General features: G+C 49.7%; 20 protein-coding genes and 1 pseudogene. 17 read left to right on the top strand and 4 right to left on the bottom strand.

Annotated features, from left to right (window positions below):
- Positions 1–194 precede the first annotated feature (194 nt).
- Both ACKTSG_RS00785 and ACKTSG_RS00780 read left to right on the top strand, forming a co-directional pair.
- A complete protein-coding gene (locus ACKTSG_RS00785) occupies positions 195–746 on the top strand; it encodes a helix-turn-helix domain-containing protein (RefSeq protein ID WP_407890991.1) in 552 nt (183 codons plus the stop codon).
- Positions 710–1,621, top strand: a pseudogene (locus ACKTSG_RS00780) (IS3 family transposase); the annotation flags it as partial. The gene ACKTSG_RS00785 and the pseudogene ACKTSG_RS00780, both read left to right, overlap by 37 nt.
- Positions 1,622–1,765: 144 nt before the next feature.
- Here ACKTSG_RS00780 and ACKTSG_RS00775 read toward each other — a convergent pair.
- Entirely contained in the window at positions 1,766–2,650 is an 885-nt protein-coding gene (locus ACKTSG_RS00775; protein WP_407890989.1) for an LPXTG cell wall anchor domain-containing protein, read from the bottom strand.
- Positions 2,651–3,156: 506 nt separating this feature from the next.
- Between ACKTSG_RS00775 and ACKTSG_RS00770 the strand changes: the two genes are divergently transcribed.
- Together ACKTSG_RS00770 and ACKTSG_RS00765 are read left to right on the top strand one after the other, a co-directional pair.
- Positions 3,157–3,474 carry a phosphotransferase-like protein gene (locus ACKTSG_RS00770; RefSeq protein ID WP_407890987.1) on the top strand — a complete coding sequence of 106 codons (318 nt, stop codon included), beginning with the start codon at positions 3,157–3,159 and terminating at the stop codon, positions 3,472–3,474.
- Positions 3,474–3,836, top strand: a complete 363-nt coding sequence (locus ACKTSG_RS00765) for a phosphotransferase-like protein (protein WP_407891155.1) — start codon at positions 3,474–3,476, stop codon at positions 3,834–3,836. Before ACKTSG_RS00770 ends, ACKTSG_RS00765 begins: the two co-directional genes overlap by 1 nt.
- On the opposite strand, the gene ACKTSG_RS00760 is transcribed toward ACKTSG_RS00765, so the two are convergent.
- Positions 3,748–5,529 (bottom strand): helix-turn-helix domain-containing protein, encoded by a 1,782-nt coding sequence (locus ACKTSG_RS00760; protein WP_407890985.1) that lies wholly within the window; start codon positions 5,527–5,529, stop codon positions 3,748–3,750. The two genes, ACKTSG_RS00765 and ACKTSG_RS00760, sit on opposite strands and share 89 nt — an antisense overlap.
- Positions 5,530–6,002: 473 nt before the next feature.
- Here ACKTSG_RS00760 and ACKTSG_RS00755 point away from each other — a divergent pair, with 473 nt between their 5' ends.
- The 3 genes from ACKTSG_RS00755 (at position 6,003) to ACKTSG_RS00745 (ending at position 9,680) form a co-directional block, all read left to right on the top strand.
- Complete coding sequence (locus tag ACKTSG_RS00755) at positions 6,003–7,193, top strand: hypothetical protein (protein ID WP_407890983.1); 1,191 nt, start codon at positions 6,003–6,005, stop codon at positions 7,191–7,193.
- A gap of 112 nt (positions 7,194–7,305) precedes the next feature.
- A complete protein-coding gene (locus tag ACKTSG_RS00750) occupies positions 7,306–7,884 on the top strand; it encodes a sugar O-acetyltransferase (RefSeq protein WP_407890981.1) in 579 nt (192 codons plus the stop codon).
- A 149-nt stretch (positions 7,885–8,033) separates the two neighbouring features.
- Positions 8,034–9,680, top strand: a complete 1,647-nt coding sequence (locus ACKTSG_RS00745; protein WP_407890979.1) for a BCCT family transporter — start codon at positions 8,034–8,036, stop codon at positions 9,678–9,680.
- A gap of 42 nt (positions 9,681–9,722) precedes the next feature.
- On the opposite strand, the gene ACKTSG_RS00740 is transcribed toward ACKTSG_RS00745, so the two are convergent.
- Positions 9,723–9,965 (bottom strand): hypothetical protein, encoded by a 243-nt coding sequence (locus ACKTSG_RS00740; RefSeq protein ID WP_407890977.1) that lies wholly within the window; start codon positions 9,963–9,965, stop codon positions 9,723–9,725.
- A 102-nt stretch (positions 9,966–10,067) separates the two neighbouring features.
- Here ACKTSG_RS00740 and ACKTSG_RS00735 point away from each other — a divergent pair, with 102 nt between their 5' ends.
- The 8 genes from ACKTSG_RS00735 to ACKTSG_RS00700 all read left to right on the top strand — a co-directional run bounded on the left by ACKTSG_RS00735 (position 10,068) and on the right by ACKTSG_RS00700 (position 16,643).
- The gene (locus ACKTSG_RS00735) at positions 10,068–10,673 is read left to right on the top strand and encodes a DNA-3-methyladenine glycosylase (RefSeq protein WP_407890975.1); all 606 of its coding nucleotides are present in this window, start codon (positions 10,068–10,070) and stop codon (positions 10,671–10,673) included.
- Complete coding sequence (locus tag ACKTSG_RS00730; RefSeq protein ID WP_407890973.1) at positions 10,670–11,167, top strand: DUF3013 family protein; 498 nt, start codon at positions 10,670–10,672, stop codon at positions 11,165–11,167. The genes ACKTSG_RS00735 and ACKTSG_RS00730 overlap by 4 nt, the downstream gene beginning before the upstream one ends.
- 9 nt (positions 11,168–11,176) lie before the next feature.
- Positions 11,177–12,121, top strand: a complete 945-nt coding sequence (prmA, locus tag ACKTSG_RS00725; RefSeq protein WP_407890971.1) for a 50S ribosomal protein L11 methyltransferase — start codon at positions 11,177–11,179, stop codon at positions 12,119–12,121.
- Positions 12,118–12,849 carry an RsmE family RNA methyltransferase gene (locus tag ACKTSG_RS00720; RefSeq protein WP_407890970.1) on the top strand — a complete coding sequence of 244 codons (732 nt, stop codon included), beginning with the start codon at positions 12,118–12,120 and terminating at the stop codon, positions 12,847–12,849. The genes prmA and ACKTSG_RS00720 overlap by 4 nt, the downstream gene beginning before the upstream one ends.
- A gap of 6 nt (positions 12,850–12,855) precedes the next feature.
- A complete protein-coding gene (locus tag ACKTSG_RS00715; RefSeq protein ID WP_407890968.1) occupies positions 12,856–13,179 on the top strand; it encodes a hypothetical protein in 324 nt (107 codons plus the stop codon).
- Positions 13,180–13,327: 148 nt separating this feature from the next.
- On the top strand, positions 13,328–15,562 hold the full coding sequence (locus ACKTSG_RS00710; protein ID WP_407890966.1) for a RelA/SpoT family protein: 2,235 nt from the start codon (positions 13,328–13,330) through the stop codon (positions 15,560–15,562).
- Positions 15,563–15,565: 3 nt separating this feature from the next.
- Positions 15,566–16,012: a D-aminoacyl-tRNA deacylase gene (gene dtd / locus ACKTSG_RS00705; RefSeq protein ID WP_407890964.1), complete on the top strand. Its 447-nt coding sequence runs from the start codon at positions 15,566–15,568 to the stop codon at positions 16,010–16,012.
- Positions 16,013–16,016: 4 nt separating this feature from the next.
- Positions 16,017–16,643 (top strand): HAD hydrolase-like protein, encoded by a 627-nt coding sequence (locus tag ACKTSG_RS00700; protein WP_407890962.1) that lies wholly within the window; start codon positions 16,017–16,019, stop codon positions 16,641–16,643.
- 682 nt (positions 16,644–17,325) lie between these two features.
- Here ACKTSG_RS00700 and ACKTSG_RS00695 read toward each other — a convergent pair.
- Positions 17,326–18,642 carry an N-acetylmuramoyl-L-alanine amidase family protein gene (locus tag ACKTSG_RS00695; protein WP_407890960.1) on the bottom strand — a complete coding sequence of 439 codons (1,317 nt, stop codon included), beginning with the start codon at positions 18,640–18,642 and terminating at the stop codon, positions 17,326–17,328.
- Positions 18,643–19,025: 383 nt separating this feature from the next.
- Here ACKTSG_RS00695 and hisS point away from each other — a divergent pair, with 383 nt between their 5' ends.
- Together hisS and aspS are read left to right on the top strand one after the other, a co-directional pair.
- The gene (gene hisS, locus ACKTSG_RS00690) at positions 19,026–20,306 is read left to right on the top strand and encodes a histidine--tRNA ligase (RefSeq protein ID WP_407890958.1); all 1,281 of its coding nucleotides are present in this window, start codon (positions 19,026–19,028) and stop codon (positions 20,304–20,306) included.
- A 2-nt stretch (positions 20,307–20,308) separates the two neighbouring features.
- Positions 20,309–22,108: an aspartate--tRNA ligase gene (aspS, locus tag ACKTSG_RS00685; RefSeq protein ID WP_407890956.1), complete on the top strand. Its 1,800-nt coding sequence runs from the start codon at positions 20,309–20,311 to the stop codon at positions 22,106–22,108.
- Positions 22,109–22,133 lie beyond the last annotated feature (25 nt).

Here is a 22,133-nt window from a genome sequence, read left to right as displayed (position 1 = left end):
GGCCAAAGTACTCTATACAGTACAAGCCAGCCCCATTAGGATACAGCCAACACATTGCATATTCCTTGCCAGTAACTTCTTCGACCCAATTCTGGGACTTGTCAGGCAAACTAGTCCAGTAATAGTAGAGCGCATCCTTATGAAGTGCCCTACAATTGTTAGACAAAGAGTCTAATGATTGTGGGGCTTTTTGAATGACAAAATATTCTAGTACTTTTAAATCAAAGATAGTGAGTGAATATTCCAGGGGCGGAATTGGTTACCATGATCTTTGCGCTAAATACGGTATTGCTTCTACTTCGACACCTAGGACATGGGTTAGACAAGCACAGGAACATGGACTGACCTCTCTCAAGGTCAAACAAAATAGAGTTGAGTACTCAGTAGACGCCAAGCTAGCAGTGGTAGAATACGTGCAAACACACGAGACTAGTCGTCTCAGAGCAGCAGCACACTTTGGTATCTCCCCGAGTCAGGTCAATAGCTGGGTGAGAATCGTCCAAAAGGAAGGTGTTGCCGGTCTGCGGCCCAAGCCTAAGGGAAGGCATACCACGAGTAAGCGAAAGAAGAACAAGAAGAACGGCGTGAAGATCTTTAAGACCATCGAGCCCACCAAAGAAGAACAGTATCAGCAAGAGATTATGGAGCTCAAGCAGAAGTTGCACGACGCAGAGATGAATCGCGACATTTTAAAAGTGCTAGCAACCATGACGGAGAACTCGCAGACTCACTCACCACGAAAGTGAAGACGAGCGTCGTGACTTCGTTACGGCCGCAATATGGGCTTACCGCACTGTTAGTTGCCTTGAAGCTACCAAGAGCAACCTATTACGACCGGCTCAAGCATGACAAAAAGCCGGACAAATATGCCAAGCTAAAAGCCTTCATCAGGCCGCTATTCCATGAAAAGCATGAGATTTACGGTTATCGCCGGATATACAAAGAAACGCTGAAAGCTGGTTTTAAGTACGCTGAGGAGACAGTCTGGCGGGTGATGAGGCGTATGGGATTGTCTGTGACGCTATATTCAAAGCATACGTCCAGGTACAGTTCCTACAAGGGAACCGTCGGAACCGTTGCGAAGAACGTACTGAAGCAGCACTTTAACGCGACACTACCGCTCACAGTGATGCATACCGACGTGACTCAAGTCCGGCTCGCTAATGGTCAATGGGGCTATATTTCAGCCATTACTGACGAGGCAAGCCGTGAGGTTCTTGCGTTCTCAGTAAGCAGTTCTCCTAACAAGGAAATGATCCAAGAGACGTTAAATGAGCTCAAACGCCACCTCTTGCCTGGCTCCCGCCCGATTCTCCATTCAGATCAAGGCTGGCAATATCAGATTCCAAGCTATGTAGCGCAACTCAAGCAGATGAACATTCAGCAGAGCATGTCGCGTAAAGGTAATTGCCACGATAATGTGCCCATCGAAAGCTTCTTCAACTTGCTTAAACGAGAATGCCTAAACCGGCTCTCAATTGGCAATATCGCAAACTTACGCGACATAGTAGCTGAGTACAGCGACTGGTGCAATCATGAACGGATTTCCTTGAACAAGGATGGGCTAACGCCTGTGGTGTACCGAGAGATGATGGTAACTGAGCAGATGGAAGTCGCATAAAAAGCCTACCTTCCGTTGAAGGTAGGCTTCATTAAGAAATGAAACAATGTTGACGTACAAATTTGTCTAACTTTTCTATGGCACTTCAAATTAAGCCTAGGTGGCTTTGTCATTCTTAAGCGATGTGTATTGAGATTGCATCCATTACGCGCGACGACGCTTGATACCAAAGAGTGCGCCCATTGCAGCAATCAAGGTTACACCAGCAGCGGCCATGGCACTGTTTGTGGCGTCCCCAGCTTGTGGTAAGGCATCGCTCTTTACAGTTGTGGCAGCTGCTTGCTTAGATGCAGCTGGGGCAGTTGCGGTACCCGTCTGAGTTGTGCCAGCGGTCTGCCCAGTAGTTGCAGCAGCCTTTGCGGCATCAGACTTAGGTGCTGGGGTAGTCTGTGTGGTCGCATCGGTTGGTGTTTTGGTGGCGTTCTTAGCCGCTTGTTGTTCGGTTGTTGTTGTGCTGCTTTCGCTTGAAGATGTCGGCGCAGCACTGGAGCCGGATGCAGGGTTCGTGCTCGATTCGGATGATGCAGTCGTATGGTTCGTCCCTGAAGTAGTCGTGGATGGCGTGTCTTGAAGGCCGTCATTTAAGCCCTTAGACAAGTCCTCAATGCTGTGAGAATAATCGCCGGCTTTGCCGACAGCGCTTGAAGTCGTGGTTGCTGGCGTTGAGGTTGCTGTTGACGATGCCGCGCTGTTAGAAGCCTTGCTGCTGGATTGGTTTGTCGTTGTAGCTGGCTTGCTGGTTGAAGTGGCACTACTGGAGTTTGATTCTGATGGCGCAGGTGTACTATTGGTTTGGCCGTATTGGCCAGCTGGGATGGTGTCAACATCACCGTTGAATGTGCCATCACTATGTGTCCTGTCATATTCTTTGCCAGCTTCGTTAGTTATTTTGATGCCAGCGTCGCCAACTTCTTCCCAAGTTGGATTCGAATCGGCATTGACGGTGTTAGTTGAACTGAGTGCAGCAGGTGCCAGCAGTGCGGCACCGGCAATGGCTGTGAATGTAAGTCGCTTAATGTTCTTCTTCATTGATCTTGTTTTAGCAGGAAAACCCTGATTTTAATCAGGGGAGGAATGCTGTCCTGTACCTGCCTCTCCTTTGTTAGTTTAATACCTTTACACAGAAACGCATGTTTTGTTAAGAGTATTCCCCAATTAAAGTAACTCCCCAATGGTTAATTTTCGGTACAAAAATACCGGCTGATACTAAGAACAAATCTTCCTCGGCAATTGCCAAGTGTTACAGATATGCAAGTGCATGTCTGAGGAAAGACTTTTCTTGTGACCGGCCGGTCGATTTTTTCGCGATTAAGTTTAGATATCTAACGCTCAGTTTACCGCTTTCTTGAAGACACAGCAAGTATAATTCGAGCTGCAACGGCACCAAAATAGGATAAATTACGCTTAATGATTGCATTCGCTTCCATCAAGGTGCAACTGGACCAGCTCAATGTGTTAACCTGGTTGTCAGCAGCACAACCAACATTTGCACCCGATGGTTAGCCGAGTTCGAGTTAATGAAAGGAAATACGATATTGCCAGGTAAGATTATCATTCTAAACGGCGCGCCGCGTTCTGGGAAAACAACGCTTGCCAAGACGATCCAAACTACCTTTGCCGGAGTGTGGTTAAACCTGGGCGTTGACCACATGATGGCGTGTACGCCGGCTTCGGCCTTGCCAGGGATTGGGTTGCGGCCAGGCGGTGAGCATCCGGAGCTGGAACCGTTGATCCAGCGCATGTATCAAGGGCTGTTTGCCAGGATTGCCGGCTATGCGTGCCTAGGGTTGAATATGGTTGCGATTTGGATATCCACGATCATTATGCCGCCGCGCAGCGTGTTTGGCCGTTGATGCTTCAAACGTTTGCCGACTTGCCGCTGTTGTTGGTTGGCGTCACGGCACCAATGGCAGTTATCCAACAACGCCGCTTGGCCACTTGGGGGCAGATTGATTGCGCGATGATCACGCAACGCTGGGAGCAGGCGGTACATCTGGGCCATCAGTATGATCTGATGGTTGATACTGATCAGCTGACGCCAAAGGCTAACGCCGAACGTATTCTTATGGCGATGGGTGGCGTGAGGTGCTGTGAAAGCTGCTTGTCACTGGCTGAAAGAATGACGGTCAAGCTTTCTCCAGTTGCTCATAGTTCTTGTCAAAAGCAAAGTCCAACCAACGATTTGGCATGTAAGCCCCATCTGAAAAGGGAATGAAGAAGCGCATGGCAGCGATAACTTTGGCCGCTTGTTGCCGTAATGCAGGCGTGTCATGGTTGAATGCAGCCACGGCGAGGTGCACGTAAGTCACTTCTCGAGTCACCATACTGTTGTAATCATAATCGTCATCACGAGCAAAATAAGCCTCGAGTTCATCGAGTAGTGACGCATCTTGCCAGTACAACGCGCCGACGATGAAGCGCCGAGCACTATTAAACAGATCATTTTCTGCCGGACTCCCGGGTCGTGTAAGAAGGACAACAGCCCGCATTACCCGGCAGAATGTTGCAAGGTTGAGCGCGCCCACTAGTTCGACGAGTATCTGAATATCAAGTTGGCTCGTTGCAGTCAGCCCTTCGTAATACTCACAGATCCTATTCTGATCGGTTTCAGAAATGGCAAGTGTTGCTTCTTGAGGGTCAAGAAGCTCGACGGCGTAATTGATCAACGCCTGTTTCAAAGCAAACAATTGCATCTTAAGCAAGATCGGCGGCAGGTCGTGATTATCGGCTTCGAACTGACTGATGACTGCAAAGTAGTCGGCCCCTGAATACTTGATGTTTTCACGATCATAGGCCATGTGTCGCAGTTGATAATAAGTGCGATGGAAGGCTGAAATACTGTCGTTGCCAACACTCAGTTGTGCAAAAGAAAACCCCAATTGTTGGATCAATTGCAGGGTCGAAGAGAAGGCCAAGGTGCTTTGTGATGATTCAAAGCGGGACTGGCTAGACGTTGACCATGCTTGCTCGGTGGCTTCTGCTAAAGTGAGTTGGCGTTGGCGGCGCAGCTTGCCCAAGCTGATGCCTGAAAAGAAGTTATCCGAAGGCGTTAACGCCAGCTGTGGATTGAAACTGTCATGCAAGGCGTTGTTGTGCCAAGGCACGTGCCCTTGTTCTTTTTGGCCAGTGGACTGGGTGATAAATGCTGCTAGTTTGTGGGCATTGAGCGTGTTAAGGGCGTTTATCAGTGCTTGCAGGTCGGCGCCTTGGCACAATTGGCTGGCTGCAATCAATAAGGGCTCAGACGAGCGGGTGCGCGATTGGGTGGCCTTGACATTGAGCAATTTGGCGATATCTTTACCGATGCGTAAGCGCAATGGTTCATCCGCGGTTGTGGCCATGATCAAAGCAGAGAAGCCGATGGTATATGGTGACCAGTGCAGTTGTTGATGATGTTGGGCATACATGCGGCGCCAAAGCAGCTCGGCCAACTCCTGACTGCAGTAAGGTAAAATCGCCAGCAGTGCCACTTGCTCCAAGGCGCCCCAGGTCAACGGATAGGCCAGAAAGTCGGCGACGCGCTGTTCCAGATCGATCGACACATTAGTACGAGCTGTCACGTTGTCGCTGAACAATCGAGCAAGCTTAGCCAATAAGTCGGTCATGCGATTTGACTGGCGGGTTGCCAAATATTGGTTCAATGCGACACCAACCTGTTTGCGGCCATGGTCGACGAGAATCTTGAAAGGTGCGCTGATGACTTTGGGCGTGAATTGTTCTGACAAGTCCGCAGGCGTCATGCCAATGTTGAACATCAGGCGGATCGCGGCACTTGTGGCAATATCCGATTGTCCACGCTCAAAGCGTGAAATCGACGCGCCGGTTAAACCACCATGGGCAGCCGCCCGAACACTGATTTGACGTTGTTCGCGAAACTGGCGGAAATAATCTCCTAAGCTTTGTGACATGAAAGATACTCCTCTATGGTAGGTGTGGCTTTTCCCAGAAAGGAAACCTCGTGCATTTGCGCGAAGGTTTCACCGAAGAATCAACGACCAACTGGGTCACGCCACATTGTAGTCATGGTATCACCTCCATTCGATTACGCAAGCGTTTCTTAGCTGGCGCAGCCAGCTGAGTGGGCAGCGCCCACGGTTTTGATCTTGGTTTTGACCCTGCACGAAAAAGGCCCAGCAACTTTGCTGGACCACAAGGTTCGTATTTGGCTCTTGCGGCTTGCCGCAGGGTTGCGGCGCAACCGAACTTAGGCTTGCCCTTTTAACAATGGCGAAATTAAAAGTTATGTAGCGTATCAATTAAGCCAAATTGTGTTTAATCCCCCGTCATCACGCGAATCTGGCTGTCGGAAAATATTCGTTTAATTTTTGCAAGAAGCGTGGTAAACTTTGGCCATTAAATTATTCATCAAGAGGGATGCAAATTGGCGAAATTCGATAACGCAGAATTGCTGTCACATTGGCAGGAGAACCCAGACGAAATGAAGAAACTGACCCAGCACTTGCGCATGCGCAACAAACACACGCTGACGCAGGTGTTGGCAGCCGGCAACCCTGGGCGCTTATTGGGGTGTCGCGTCCGCAAAGCAGGTGAGTTAACCGTGGTCAGTGCCCCGCATCAAGCCCAGCCGCTGCTGCCGGCGCTGCTTGCGGCAATGGGCCCAGCTGCTGAGACGCTGCCAGACTTCTTGGCGAAGTATTATCCAGAAGTGGTGCAGCGCGAAGATTTTGTGGAAGCAATCAAGCGCGCCTTGGCGAATCGGCGACGGTTGCAGAAGGTGAGCGACAGCCGTACGCGCCAGGTGCCAGCCAGCCAACATGTGCTTTTCCAAACGTATAGCAAAGCCGACCCGAACCGCTTGGCCAAGCGGGCCTTGGTCGATGTGGCGCAAGCGGTGTATCTGGCCGTAGCCAATGTGGTTTCCGGCCGGCAATTGGCTTGGGCGCCGGGCAGCGGCTTCTATGAAACGCGCGCTGCCATCCGCGCTTGCATGCAGAGGCCCAATGAATTAAGCGATGAACAGCTTAGCAACGCCTTGGTGGTGTTGCGCATTGCCGGCATGTTGAAGCTGGCTGCTCCAGAAGAATTGACTGCAGCCGGGCAGCGTTTGGCCATGGTGCGAGAAGTTGCAGGCAACATGCGCCCATCACATCGCGTGTTTGTCGTGACGAACTTTGAGGAGGTGCATTGGGAGACATTTGCGGCGAGCTTTCGCTTGGCACTGAACGTGCGCATCGGCCGCTCTGCAATAGCGTGGTGTTATGGCGAAGCGGTGGCGCAGCAGAATTTTGCTGATTTAAGCGGCGGGGTGCCGGAGAACGCGATCGCTTGGCTGCAGCAGCGCGTTGCCCAGACGCCGCCCGCTCAGGCGGTGGGTGCTTATCAAAGCTTGGCCAAGCAGCTGCATCAGCTGCTGCATGTCTCCTTGATCACGGCGCGCAAATATCTCGATCAGGCCTTGCTGCTTAAAGAGATTGCGGCAGTCAAGCTGACCCAAAGCCAAGCGCAAGCAGCAGGCTGTGAGCTGGCACAGCTGATCAATAATCCGGCGGAGAAAGTAGTGGTGCCCCAAGCGCTGGCAGCGCAGGTATCAGCAGAATCAGCCCAGTATTGACTTTCAGAAATCTTGTGAATAATTTTGATTTTATAAATGCCCGAAAACGGGCTTTTTTTGACAAAAGGCCCGTTTTTTTCACAAACGGGCCAATTAGTGCTATGCTGGTAACATGATGAAAACCCAAAGAGAAATCATGACGGCTGGAGAGGCCTATCAACAATTTGATCCAGAACTGATCGCCAGACGCACGCTGATCCGCAAAGCCTTACGTGAGATCAACCAGCTTGACGACAATGATGCGCGTAATGCCAAAGTGAAAGCTTTATTTGCTGAAACTGGCGAGCACTTCTTTGTCGAAAGCGGATTGCAATTCGATTATGGGTTTAATATTCATATTGGGGACCATTTCTACGCCAACTATCATTTGACGCTATTGGACACGTGCCCGATCACCATCGGCAGCCATTGTTATGTCGGGCCTGATGTGGGCTTCTACACGCCGGTGCATCCGTTATCTGCCAAGTTGCGGGATGCGGATGTGGAATTAGGCAAGCCCATCACGATCGGTGACAGTATTTGGATCGGTGGCCACGCCAGCATCTTGCCAGGGGTCACATTAGGTGATCGCGTGGTGGTCGGTGCTGGATCGGTAGTGACCAAGTCCTTTGGTTCAGATGTGGTGATCGCCGGTAATCCAGCGCGCATCATTCGCCATTTGGATCCAGAAGGCGCAGTGATTTCCAAGTAAAACAGACTATTTGTATATCAGCCGTAGATTGGCACGCTGGCAGATATCCGTATCGGATCGTGCACGCGTGTTTTTTTCGGTAGCTGAAATGACTTTGCAGCTCAGGGTTGCCTCTGATCAATTTCAGGATAAGCCTACTGACGGCGTCTATGACCCGTCGTTTGGCAGGAAGGCATTTTAGTTCACGGTCGCCGGGAACTAGGAGCATTTTTATTTTAAAAAAGCAAAGAATCGATTCTCGGATTTTTGTGCCAACAGTTGGGTTATTTTTGATCATGTCACTGATGCTGCTAATGGGCGGCTCAGGGATCAAAAATATTCTCGGCAACATGATGGATGGGATCACCAGTAAACTGAGCTGGTTGTATCTCAGTATTTACATCATTAATTTGGTTTTCTTCTTATACATCGCCTTCAGCCGTTTTGGCAAGATCAAATTAGGCCATGGCAAGCCGACGTATTCAAACTTTCAGTGGGGCAGCATGGTTTTTGCCACTGCCATCGATGCCAGCATTTTGATGTTGAGTATGGTCGATCCACTGCGCTATGTGCAACAGCCATTATTCGGCGCCAAAGCAATGTCGGCGCAAAACTATCAAAATGCGCACATGCTCGGCCAATTTGATTGGGGCCCAATGGCGTGGATGATGTTTGCCTCTGCCGCGGTGATCATCGGCTACATGATGTATGTCAAACATGTGCGGGTATCGTCGTTAAGCGATGCCATGCCCATGCTTCAAGGTGGCCAATGGCACAAGCGCTTGGCCCGTCAAGTGATCAACTTTTTGGTCGTATTTGGCATCATGGGTGGTATCGGTTCTGGTGTGGGGATGGAAATTCCTGTGCTGGCGCGGATCATTGCCAGCATCACCGGCATTTCCGATACGATCTATTTGAAGTTAGCCATGTTTGCGTTATTATTCCTGATTTTTGGTCTGACGATGGTCAAAGGCATCAAAGGCGGTATCGACCGCTTAAGTGCCGCTCATATCTGGACCGCGATCGGCTTTTTGGTGATCGTGTTACTCGTAGGACCAACAGGGACCATTATTCGCGCTGAAGGTCACAGCTTGGCGTTGATGATCGCCAAATTTGTCCCGATGAGCGCTGGGTTTGCCAGCGGTTTTGGTTCCAGTGTTGATCCAGTGAAATCAGAAACCGTCTTTTATTGGGGCTGGTGGCTGACATACATGCCGTTTATGGGTTTGTTCATCGCCCGTATTTCTAAAGGCCGGACGATTCGTCAAGTGATTTTTGGCATGTTAGGTTTTGGGGCCCTTGGTTGCATGGCGTTTTACGCGATCTTAGGTGGTTACGCCTTGTGGTTGCAACAAAGTGGCGCTGTGAACTTGATCCATACTTTAGCCACTTATGGTCAAGCCGCGACCATCGCCCAAGTTTTGTCGACCTTGCCATTTAAATATGTGATGTTAGTCATTTACGCGTTGTCGTGTTTCATTTTCTTGGCTACGACGATTTCCAGCTCAGCGTATATCGTGTCAACGTTTACGTCCTTGAAGTTGCGCGCCAATGAACAGCCAAGCTTAGTTAACCGCTTGGTATGGATGGTGATCTTCATGCTGTTTTCATTTGGGATCGTGTTTGTCGGCGGGTTCAAAACCGTGCAAGCGATTTGTTCCGTCGCCGGGTTCCCATTGATTTTCGTTTCGGCATTGTTGATCATTTCCACTTGGCAATTGCTTTCCAAAGATCCCAGTGTGGCTTTGCAAAAAGCGACCAAACCGGTCAAAATCAAAGTCCCTGCCAATCTCAATGTGTCACACGAACGTTCATGATCTAAAAGAAGCCCGTCGACTTGATGCCGACTGGCTTCTTTTTTAGGCTTTTGGCGCGTTGAGATAACCTTGTGCCAGTAGTTGTTCTAGGACGCGACCCAGCAGCTCTTCACTGAAGTTGCGGCTTTCTGTCAGTTGGTAGCTAGCCAACAAGGTGGCGTCAGCGTCAGGGTTGTGGGCTTGCCAGTCCAATAAACGTTGCGTGATGTGGGTTTCGGTGTATGTTTCTGAAATCAATTGATCAGCTTGCGAGCTGATCAATTGGCGTAAGGGCTTGTTTACCAAGGTCAAGATCCTCCCAATTTGATGAAAATACTAGTGTTATCTGCTTGTAAACGTAACATACTTTCATCCAGTGCAAAAGTCTAGTATAGTGGTTTTATGAACATGGATTGGCAAACTTGGGCGACTAGCGCCGACACCCAAACCCTCGCGCAACAATTACTCGGCGCCAAACTGATGCACGACGGCGTTGGTGGGTTGGTGGTGGAAACTGAAGCGTACTTAGGCGCCAAAGACGCCGCCGCCCATGCCTATCAAAATCATCAAACTAAGCGCAATTGGCCACTATGGGCGCAACCGACGACCATTTATGTCTACCAAATGCGCCAATATTGTTTGATGAATTTTAATGTGCAAGCCAAAGGCATTCCAGAGTGCATTTTGATCCGCGCCCTTGAGCCAACAGATGGTCTCGATCAAATGATCAAACGCCGCGGCAAAGCCAACGACTTATGTAATGGCCCAGGCAAGCTTTGCCAAGCGCTTGATATCACCACAGCACTGCATGGGACGCTGCTCAATGCCGATGCGATCACCTTGATCCCGCAAGTCAAAACGCCGCAACACATCGGCGTGAGCCCGCGCATCGGGGTGCCGAACAAAGGCGAGTGGACCAGTGCGTTGTTGCGGTATTTCGTGGCAGGCAATCCCAATGTTTCAGGCATCAAAAAACGCGAACTGAACTTACCTAATGAAGGATGGCAATCATGAAAACACAAAACATGCTGGATTATATCGGCGATAAAATGGACGCTTTAGATTTTGACGGCGACTTGGATCTTAACTGGGACAAACAAGCCCATGTGATCGAATTAGAAATGACGATGTATGTCGATGCGGCTGACGGTTTTGAAGTTGAAGACCAAGATGGCCAAGAAAAACAAGCCGGCGATGAAGTCGATTATGCCGATGCGATCTTGTTTTATGACAAAAGTCGCGTCAAAGGTGAAGACTATGCGCAAAACTATTTAGCCACCTTTGGCTTCAGCGGCAAAGCCGGCATTGAACAAGCTCAAGTGGATGCGCTGTTTGTTTACTTGCAAGACTTGCTTGACGATGGCCAAAGTGATCTGTTTGATTTCGTTGATGGTACCAGTGATGCGGAAGTGTTTGAATTGCACTTTGATCAAGCCAAATTTGACGCCGCTTATGCCAAGCAGCCTGCTGCCAACCAAAAAGTCTTTTTACCTTATCCGAAGTTTTAGGAGGTCAACATGGACGATTGGATCGCATTAACCGTCAATACGAGCACTCAAGCTGTGGAAGCCGTCGCGAATTTCATGATGGAAGCCAAAGCCGCTGGCGTGCAAATTCAAGATAGTGCTGACTTTGACCATGAAGTCATCACCAAAACTGGGGAGTGGCTGGATCCAGACACTGTGCCGCATTTGGCCCAAGGCGCCGCAGTCACCGGCTATTTTGCGCCGCATACGCATTTGGGTGAACTCAAACAAACTTTAGCGGCTGAAGTGGCGCAATTGCCAAGCTTTGGGCTTGATGCTGGGGCTGGGACGATTGCAGTGGATGCCATCGCTGAAGCCAATTGGGCCAATGAGTGGAAGAAGTACTACCATCCGTTGCGGATCACGCGTTTTTTGACAGTGGTGCCACAGTGGCTGGATTATACCCCGCAACAAGCCGGCGAAATGGTGATCCGCTTGGATCCGGATATGGCGTTTGGCACCGGGTCGCATCCGACAACTGCGCTGATGCTGCAAGCTTTGGAGCAAGTGATCCGCGGTGGCGAAACCATGATCGATGTCGGCACTGGCAGCGGGATCTTAGCGATCGCGGCGAAATTGTTAGGCGTCAAGCATGTGTTAGCGACTGACGTTGACGATGTCGCAGTGAACAATGCTGAAGCCAACTTGGCGTTAAATCCAGTATCGGACATTGATGTGATCGCCAATGACTTGCTTAGTGGCATCGATCAACAAGCTGACGTGATCTGTGCCAATATTTTAGCAGAAGTGTTGGTGCCTTTGATCCCACAAATTCCAGCGCACTTAGCTGCTGGTGGTACCGTGTTGTTATCTGGGATCTACTATGACAAAGAAGCGTTGATCAAAAAAGCGTTAGCCGATGTCGGCTTGAGCGTGGTCGCTGATTGGCATGCAGGGGATTGGACCGCGTTAAAAGCGCAGGTGGTGAGTGAATGAATCGCTACTTTACCCAACAACCTTTGGCCATTGGCGCACAAGTGACGTTAGAAGCTGCGATCCAAAAGCATGCGGTCAAAGTGTTGCGGCAAGTTGCAGGAGATCAACTGGAGCTGGCCCATGCCGGGCATGCGTTTGTGGCGACGATCACAGATGTCGCACCGTTGACTGTGCAAGTCACCCAAGAGATCACCCGTGCCGTCGAGCTGCCGATTTCGGTACACTTGGTTTGTGGCGTGGGCAAAGGCGACAAAGCCGAATGGATCGTCCAAAAAGCCACTGAATTAGGGGCAAGCAGGATCAGTTTTGCCAATACGCAATGGGGAACGGCGAAATGGGCGCCAGAAAAAGTGGCAAAAAAACTCTCCCGCTTGCAAGCTGTGGCGCAAGGTGCCGCGGAACAAAGCCATCGCAATGTGGTGCCAGCAGTCCAGTTCACCAAACTTGACGCTTTGCAGCTGGATGCCCAAACGGCTGGGGTGGTCGCTTATGAAGAAGCTGCCAAACATGGCGAAGCCGCGCAATTGGTCCAAACGATCCGCCAGCATCCGCAACGTTTGATCGCGGTGTTTGGTCCAGAAGGTGGGCTCAGCCCCAAAGAAGTGGCGGATTTGTCAACAATCGGGTTTGTACCAGCAGGGTTGGGGCCGCGCATTATGCGCACGGAAACTGCACCACTATACTTACTCAGCGCGATCAGTGCGCTAGTAGAATTACAGGAGATCTAATCGCTTATGCAAAAACTGCTCACTTGGTCGAAATCCAATGCTGGCTTGATCGTGGTCGGGGACTTGATCCTGACGTTGATCATGCCATGGGTGTTAAAATTTGCCGGCGCTTCCGTGGCGTTGCGCGTTGGCTTGTTATTTATCGTCATCAATAGTTTATGGTCATTATGGATCGGACATTTAATGCGCAAAGCCCATTTGCCATGGTGGTATAGTTTGATCTTGCCGCTATTGTTTGCAGTCATGGTATTTTTGCGTTTTGCCAAATACAATTATTGGTTCTTGCCGATCTATTGGCTGCTGACGATGCTCAGCTGGATCAAGGATTGAAGCGCTGATAACACCTTGGTATAATAACCCCAAGCACTGCCGAGCCAGACTTTCTGCGCTCGGCTTTTGTGAATCATTGTGAATTTGTCAAAACGAGTCACGTCGCAGCTGCTGCTTTGCGCCGGCGGTGACGTCTGAGGAGGAAATTATGGCAGAAGAAGTTGAATTAACGCAAGCGCAAGTCATGGACATGTGCCGCGCGTACATGAACGACGAACACTTGGCTTTCGTGAAAAAAGCCTATGATTTTGCCGCTTATGTGCATCATGATCAACGCCGCAAATCCGGCGAGCCTTATATTATCCATCCGATCCAAGTGGCAGGCATTTTAGCCAACTTAAAAATGGACCCAGTGACCGTCGCGTCTGGTTATTTGCACGATGTGGTCGAAGACACCAATATTACTTTAGGCGATATTCAAGAAGTGTTCGGCAAAGAAACGGCGGTGATCGTAGACGGCTTGACCAAGTTGTCTAAAGTCACTTACGTTGCCCATAAAGACGAATTAGCCGAAAACCACCGTAAAATGTTATTGGCCATGGCCAAGGATATGCGGGTCATTTTGGTGAAGTTAGCCGATCGGTTGCACAATATGCGCACCTTGATGCACTTGCGCCCAGACAAACAACGCCGCATTGCCAATGAAACATTGGAAATTTATGCGCCACTAGCCGATCGCTTAGGGATCAGTACCATCAAATGGGAACTAGAAGACTTGTCGCTGCGGTATTTGAACCCGCAACAATATTACCGCATCGCCCAGTTAATGAAGTCCAAGCGCGGCGAGCGTGAAGCTTATATTCAAGACGCGATCAAAGAGATCAATGTGGCCTTGGCTGATCTCAACATGAAATATGAGATCTATGGTCGCCCAAAGCACATTTATTCGATTTACAAAAAAATGCGCGACAAGCACAAACAATTTGATGAATTGTATGACTTATTGGCGGTGCGGGTGATCACCGAAACCATTAAAGACTGTTATGCCGTGCTTGGGGCAATCCACACCAAGTGGAAGCCGATGCCAGGGCGGTTCAAAGACTATATCGCCATGCCTAAAGCTAACATGTATCAGTCATTGCACACCACCGTGATCGGCCCTAAAGGCAAGCCTTTGGAAGTGCAGATCCGCACGGAAGAAATGCATCACGTGGCTGAATATGGGGTCGCGGCGCATTGGGCGTATAAAGAAGGCCAAACTCAAGAAGTTCAATACGACAAATCTGGCAAGAAACTCGACATGTTCCGTGAGATCTTGGAGATCCAAGACGAAGCCGACGATGCCAACGACTTCATGGAATCCGTCAAAGGCGATATTTTTTCCGATCGCGTCTACGTGTTCACGCCGCGTGGGGATGTCTACGAATTGCCTAAAGGCGCTGGCCCATTGGACTTTGCCTATATGGTCCATACCGATGTCGGCAATAAAACCGTTGGGGCTAAAGTCAACGGCAAAATCGTCCCGTTGAACTACCAACTTAAAAACGGCGATATTGTCGAAGTCCTCACCGCCAGCGGCTCCAAACCATCACGAGACTGGGTCAACTTGGTCTTTACGTCACGTGCGCGCAACAAGATCCGGCGTTACTTCAAGCAAGAAGACAAAGAAGAAAATGCCATCAAAGGCCGCGACATGTTGGAACATCAACTGCTTGACTTAGGCTTTGCGCCTAAAGACTTCCTTGCACCCAAAGCGCCGATGGCAGACCTATTGAAGCGGCTGAATTTCACCCAAGAATCCGAATTGATGTCAGCAATCGGCTACGGCGAATATACACCGAAGATCATTGCCAACCGCTTGACAGAAAAAGTTCGTCGCGAAAAAGAAAAAGCGGAACAAGATGCCCGTGAAAAAGCCATTTTAGACGCGCATCAAAAAGTTACCACCGTCAATCGCGACAAGCCCGCCCAAAAGCCGACGTCTCGCACCCAAGAAGGCATCGTGATCGAAGGCGTCGACAACTTGTTGGTGCATTTGGCCAAATGCTGTAACCCAGTTCCTGGCGACCCGATCGTTGGGTATGTCACCAAAGGCCGTGGGGTCACGATCCATCGCACCGACTGCCCCAATGTCGCTGCCGACTCAGAAATGGCAGGCCGCTTGATCGATGTTGGCTGGCAAAACCTCAACGACCAATCGCAATTGTTTGACACGGATCTGGAGATCTATGGCTACAACCGTTCTGGGTTGTTAAATGATGTTTTACAGACCTTAAATGCCCAAACCAAAAACTTGAACAATGTGGTGGGCCGTGTTGATCACGATAAAATGGCTGACATTCATGTCACGGTTGGGATTCGCAACTTGGCCCATTTGGACCGCATGATGGACGCTGTGAAGAATATTCCAGACATTTATGAAGTCAAGCGGACGAAAGGGTAGTTTATGAAAGCAGTGATCCAACGCGTGTCGCAAGCCAGCGTGACCATTGACGGCAAAGTTCATGGGCAGATCAATGCCGGGTTTATGGTGTTGCTCGGTGTTGGGCCTGATGACACGCCAGATGATGTGGCGTATTTGGTCCACAAAATCGCCAAATTGCGCGTTTTTTCTGATGCTCAAGGCAAAATGAATCTGGACATCAGTCAAATCGGCGGTAGCATTTTGTCGATTTCGCAATTCACGCTGTATGCCAGCACCACCCATGGCAATCGGCCCAGCTTCACCCAAGCGGCACCGCCAAGCTTAGGCGAACAACTTTATGACGCGTTCAACCAAGCGCTCGCAAAAACCGGTATCCCGGTTCAAGTCGGGGTGTTTGGTGCCGATATGCAAGTCAGCTTGGTCAATGATGGCCCAGTGACGATTCTGATCGATACGAAGGAGAAATAATTTTTTGATTACCAACGCAATCTGGGACCTCGATGGGACCTTGTATGACACTTATCCAGGCATTCTTAAAGCCTTACACGAAACGTTAAGTAGCATTGCTGTACAAATCGATCAAGATGAACTTTATAAGATCATCAAACATGGCTCGGTGACTGAAACGGCTAAGCGTTTTGCTCGCCAACAGCATTTAGATGAAGACGAAGTGCTGGCTGAGTATCACCGCCGCGAAGCGTTAGAAGTGATGAAAGCCACCCCTTATGCGCAAACGGCATCAGTGTTACAAGCGGTAGTTGACGCTGGAGGCAACAATTTATTAATGACCCATCGCGACAACAAAGCATGGGCATTACTGGCACGCAACGGGTTAGACAAACTGTTCTTAGGTGGGGTCACCAGTGACTTGCATTTGGCCCGCAAGCCCAAGCCTGATGCCGTGTTGTATTTAGTCGATCGCTATCAGCTCAACCCTAAACGCACGGCGATGATCGGGGATCGGCGTTTAGACGTGATCGCCGGTCAAGCGGCAAATGTGCAAGGGGTGTACTTCAACATCGACAAGCTCAACGACGCGCCGATGGCAGATCATCAAATCGAAACCTTGATGGATATCGTGCCATTGCTAGGTCATTAAGCGTTAAGTCAGGTTAAAGAATCCATTTGCTCTTCGGGAGATCTCTGTTAGCGGAGGTCTCTTTGTTTTTAAAAAAGCGCTTGCATTTTTAAATCTAAGGTGCTACACTACATGTCTCAACAAAAGCAAACGTAAGAGCAGGTACCTTTTGTTGAGGAAAGCACTAAGCAAAGCAAGGCGGTTAGGTACATCGCACAAGCTTTGTGGCAGCAAAGTCACCATGGGGCCGTAGCGTGGTGATATGATTTCCGTGGGACCTAAGAGCGCTGGCGTACCGAAGAAAATGGTCAGCTGTAACTCCGGCAAAAAGTGAGTCACAGAAGCGACCCATCGCATGTATCGATCGACCAACCCAAGTGAAGCATTGAGACCACTGTCGCGCGGTGTCGTCCAATGACTTCCCCAACTTGGCCATGACCGATCACCGCGATGCGTCGGATTGTGCAAAACCCGGGATCCACCTGCACCATGTTTTACCCACAGTGCACTTTAGACTGTGGCCGAAGGAGTGCCCACGGGCATGACAACGTGTGACCGCACTAAGCGGTGACACTTCACAGACGTAAACTAAGGCACCTAAATTGGCGCAGTAGGCACTTTTTCAGCCAAACGTTGGAAAAGTGCCTATTTGTATGTTCTGCAGAAACAAAAAAAGACCTCAACTTTCGAGGTCTTGGTGATGTTACTGATGATTACCTGCTGCAAAGTACGCGTTCATGCCGTTGACGATATCTGAAGCGATCAGTTGTTGATAGCTTGGCGACGAAATGAACTTGAAGTCATGATCATCATTGATATAGCCCATTTCCAGTAAGACACTAGGCTGATTGTTATCGCGTAACACTTCATAGTTCCCAAAAGCAACCCCGCGGTTAGTCAAGCTTAAGTTGCTGCCAAGCGCTTTGTTTAAGTTCGTGGCCAAGGCCTTATCTTTGGCGGCATTGTAATAGTAACTGGTGAAGCCGCTAGCGGTATTGGCATTTGGCGTGGAGTCAAAGTGGAAGGAGATAAACGCATCAGCGTGGACTTTTTTGGCGACGATCGGTCGTGGTGCCAAATCGACAAAGGTGTCGGTGGAGCGGGTGTAAACCACCTTGGCGCCAGCCGCTTCCAATCGGGAACCGACTGTTTTGGCCAATTCAAGGGTGTAAGTCTTTTCGTATTTGCCAGAAGTTGACAACGCCCCAGTGTCATTGCCGCCGTGACCGGGATCGATCACAATAGTGGCTTCTGACAACTTCGTGGCGGCTTTGTTGGTTGACGCACCTGGCATGGATAAGATCCAACTGGCGATATAGCCGGTTTTGCCATCTGCGGTGCGCACATGATACCAATCCCCTGATTGATTCAACACCGTGACTGTCGCACCTTTGGCGATGCGAGTGACCACAGCGGCGTTTAAGCCAGCGGTTTGGCGCACATTGGCAGCCAAAGTGGTGGTAGCTTTCAATGTCGGCGTCGTGGCTTTAGCCGTGGCAATGGCCGTTTGGGTCGGATTGATCGCAGTGGTCGCCCCAGTTAATTGAAGTAAACTGGAATCGACCCAAGCGGCGGTGTTGTTATATTGGATCTGGCTCCAACCGTTGCTTTGATACAACACACTGACGTTGGTGCCGCTGGTCAAGGTGCCAAGCTGTTTGGCTGTGCTTGAGGCGTATTGGCGCACGTTGACATTCGTGGTGGTTCGCGCGATTTTAGCGGCACTGGTGGTGGCATCATCTTGATGCACTAACCACGAAGCCACCCAGCCGATGCGATTGCCGGCTAAGCGGACTTGGTACCAGGAATTTTGCTTTTTTAAAATGGTGAGGTTGCCGCCTTTTTGTACTTGCCCCATGGTGCCATAAGACAACCCTGGGCCTAAGCGGACATTGACCACGCTGGCAGTGACCGTCAGCGTATTATTATTTGCTAAAACCACAGTGGTCGCAGCGGAAATACCGATCAAAATCGCCAAAACGATCATCAGCGGCCAGCGGTGTAATTGTTTGAATGTCATGGAATCAGTCCTTAATTTTCTAGATTAATTATAGCAAATTATGCTTATGAACACGACTACAAATCAGGCGATTGAAGGAATCTGTTAGATTTTCTGCAATCGGTGGCGCTAACGGCGAAAAGCCTTGACAATCACGCGTTATCTGGGCTATTCTCAATAGGTAATTAAGACATCCGAGCCAATGAAACTGTAGAAGAGATCGCCACAAGCGAGTCAGAGATGGTGTAAGCTGACAATGATCGACAAGACGCAGTGGAGGCAGAGAAACTCCGGTCGCCACCGTTATGGCGTGAGTTAAATCACAAGGTGGTACCGTGCTTGCACCCTTCGTTCAATCGAGGGGTGTCTTTTTTTACGGATGGACGAAAAAAGGAGATAGTTAGATGAGCTACCAACGACCAAAAGGCACCGCAGACATTCTGCCTGGCCAAAGTGAACTGTGGCAACAAGTTGAAGCGACGGCTCGTGACATTTTGACCCGCTATCGCTACCAAGAGATCCGCACGCCGTTATTTGAAAACGTCGACGTCTTCTCGCGCTCAGCTGGTGATACGTCTGATATCGTCACCAAAGAAATGTATGTCTTCGATGATAAAGGCGGCCGCACCATGGCTTTGCGTCCAGAAGGTACTGCCGGCGTCGTGCGCGCATATGTTGAAAACAAATTATATGGCCCAGAACACGCTAAGCCGGTGAAGGTCTTTTACATGGGTTCAATGTTTCGCTATGAGCGGCCACAATCTGGTCGCCAACGCGAATTTCATCAAATCGGTGTTGAAGCATTCGGTTCCGAAAGTCCAGTGCTGGATGCCGAAGTGATTGCTTTAGCCAAGGATCTGCTTGAAAGCATGGGCGCAACGAAATTGCGTTTTGCCATCAACACATTAGGTGATCCGCAAAGCCGCGCCGCTTATCACAAAGCGTTGATCGATTTTTTGACGCCTTTTAAAGACGAACTATCCGCTGATTCCAAGATCCGCTTGGAGAAAAATCCACTGCGCGTCTTAGATTCAAAAGATAAGCATGATCAAGAACTGGTGGCCAATGCGCCGAAGATCTTGGATTATTTAACACCTGAAGCCCAAGCGCATTTTGACGCGGTGAAAGCCAACTTGGAAAACCTCGGCATCGATTATGTGGTCGATCCCGATATGGTGCGCGGGTTGGATTATTATAACCACACCATTTTTGAAGTGATGTCAGGCGATCCAGTGTTTGGTGGCGGGTATACCACGATTTTAGGTGGTGGCCGCTACAATGGGTTGGTTGAAGAACTTGGCGGTCCAGAAACGCCAGGTGTTGGCTTTGGGATGGGCGTTGAACGCTTGATGTTGTTAATGCAAGGCAAACAAAAGCCAAGCATTTTGCCAGCATACATTGTGGCGATCGATGAAAGTGCCACACCGACAGCTTTGAAGCTGGCCACTGCCATTCGCCATCAAGGTTATGCGGTAGATATGGATTACTTAGGCCGCAAAGCCAAAGCGCAATTCAAATCCGCCAACAAAGCTGGGGCGCGCTTAGTGTTGACATTAGGCGAAAGTGAACTCGCTGACGGTACCGTGCAAGTCAAAGACATGGCCACTGGTGAGCAACAAACTGTCGACCAAAACATTGTGACAACAGATTTTGCAAGTTTATACAAAGAAACTTTGGAGGACTAAACGTGGCCAAGCGAACTTATTATGCCGGAGATGTTACTGATCAACATATCGGCGAAACTGTAACGTTAAAAGGTTGGGTGCAAAAGCGCCGCGACCTGGGCAATTTGATTTTTATCGATTTACGCGATCGCGCTGGGATCGTCCAGCTGGTATTTTCACAAGAAATCAATGCAGATGCTTTAGCTGTCGCAGAAGACTTGCGTAGCGAATTTGTGATCGAAGCCACTGGTTTGGTGCGGGCTCGCGAAGGCGCTGCGATCAATGACAAAATGAAAACTGGCCATGTTGAAGTGGCAGTTTCTTCTGTCACGGTGTTGAACAAAGCCAAAACTGTGCCTTTTGATATTGTCGATGGCGTCAACGCGTCTGAAGAAACGAAGCTCAAGTATCGTTATTTGGACTTGCGTCGGCCAGAAATGCAACAAGCTTTGATCACCCGCTCCAAAATCATGACGGCAACCCATGCTTATTTTGATGCCCAAGGCTTCATTGATGTCGAAACCCCAACGCTGACGGCTTCTACTCCAGAAGGGGCACGCGATTATTTGGTGCCTTCACGCATTTATCCTGGGAGCTTTTACGCATTGCCACAATCCCCACAATTGTTCAAACAGTTGTTGATGGGTGCCGGCTTTGATCGGTATTACCAAATCGCGCGGTGTTTCCGTGATGAAGATCTGCGCGGCGATCGCCAACCAGAATTCACTCAGATCGATATGGAAACCAGCTTTTTGTCTGCCGAAGAGATCCAAGACTTGACAGAAGGCTTGATCAAAAAAGTCATGAAAGACGTCAAAGGCATCGATGTCCAAGTGCCATTTAAGCGCATCAACTGGCAAGATGCCATGGACAAATATGGCTCAGATAAGCCTGACTTGCGCTTTGGCATGGAGATCCAAGATGTGTCTGAGTTGGTCAAAGACTCTGATTTTAAAGTCTTCGCTGGTGCCGTGGCCAATGGTGGCCAAGTGCGCGCCATCGTGGCCCCAGGGGCTGCTGCAGCTTATTCACGCAAGAAGATCGATGCACAACAAGACTACATCAAGCGCTTTGGTGCCAAAGGCTTGGCTTGGTTGAAAGTGACCGATGAGGGTATCAGTGGCCCGATCGCGAAATTCTTTGGTGACGGCAAAGAATTGACTGCCGCGTTAGGTGCCAAAGCTGGCGATTTGATCATGTTTGTGGCTGACCAACCGGCTGTCGTGGCGGCTTCATTAGGCTACTTGCGGACGCATTTTGGGCATGAATTGAACTTGATCGATGAAAGCCAATTCGCCTTTTGCTGGGTGGTTGACTGGCCGTTGTTTGAATATGATGAAGGCATTGAACGTTGGGTCCCAGCCCACCATCCATTCACCATGCCTAACGTTGAAGATGTGCATCTGCTAGACACTGATCCGCATGCCGCTCACGCCCAATCTTATGATATCGTGTTGAACGGTTATGAATTAGGCGGCGGCTCGATTCGTATCCATACGCGCGAGATCCAAGAAAAAATGCTCCATGCTTTGGGCTTTACCCCAGAGCGCGCAGAAAAAGCCTTTGGGTTCTTGTTGAGTGCCTTAGACTTTGGCTTCCCACCGCATGGCGGCTTAGCCATTGGCTTGGACCGTTTTGCCATGTTGTTGACTGGGCGCGATAACATTCGCGACGTCATTGCCTTTCCAAAGAACTCCAAAGCCTCAGAACCGATGACCAAAGCGCCATATCCAGTTGCTGACAAGCAATTAGTTGATTTAGGCATCGAGGTCCGCGCAGGCGTGGATCCTGAACATGAACATGATGACGATCCAGAAGCTTAACTTTCAAGAAACTGATTTGGCCAAG

The organism is Lacticaseibacillus salsurae (assembly GCF_045862175.1).
Classification (GTDB): Bacteria; Bacillota; Bacilli; order Lactobacillales; family Lactobacillaceae; genus Lacticaseibacillus; species Lacticaseibacillus salsurae.
Note: the sequence above shows the minus strand (reverse complement) of the source record. Positions and strands in the feature narration are given on the sequence as shown.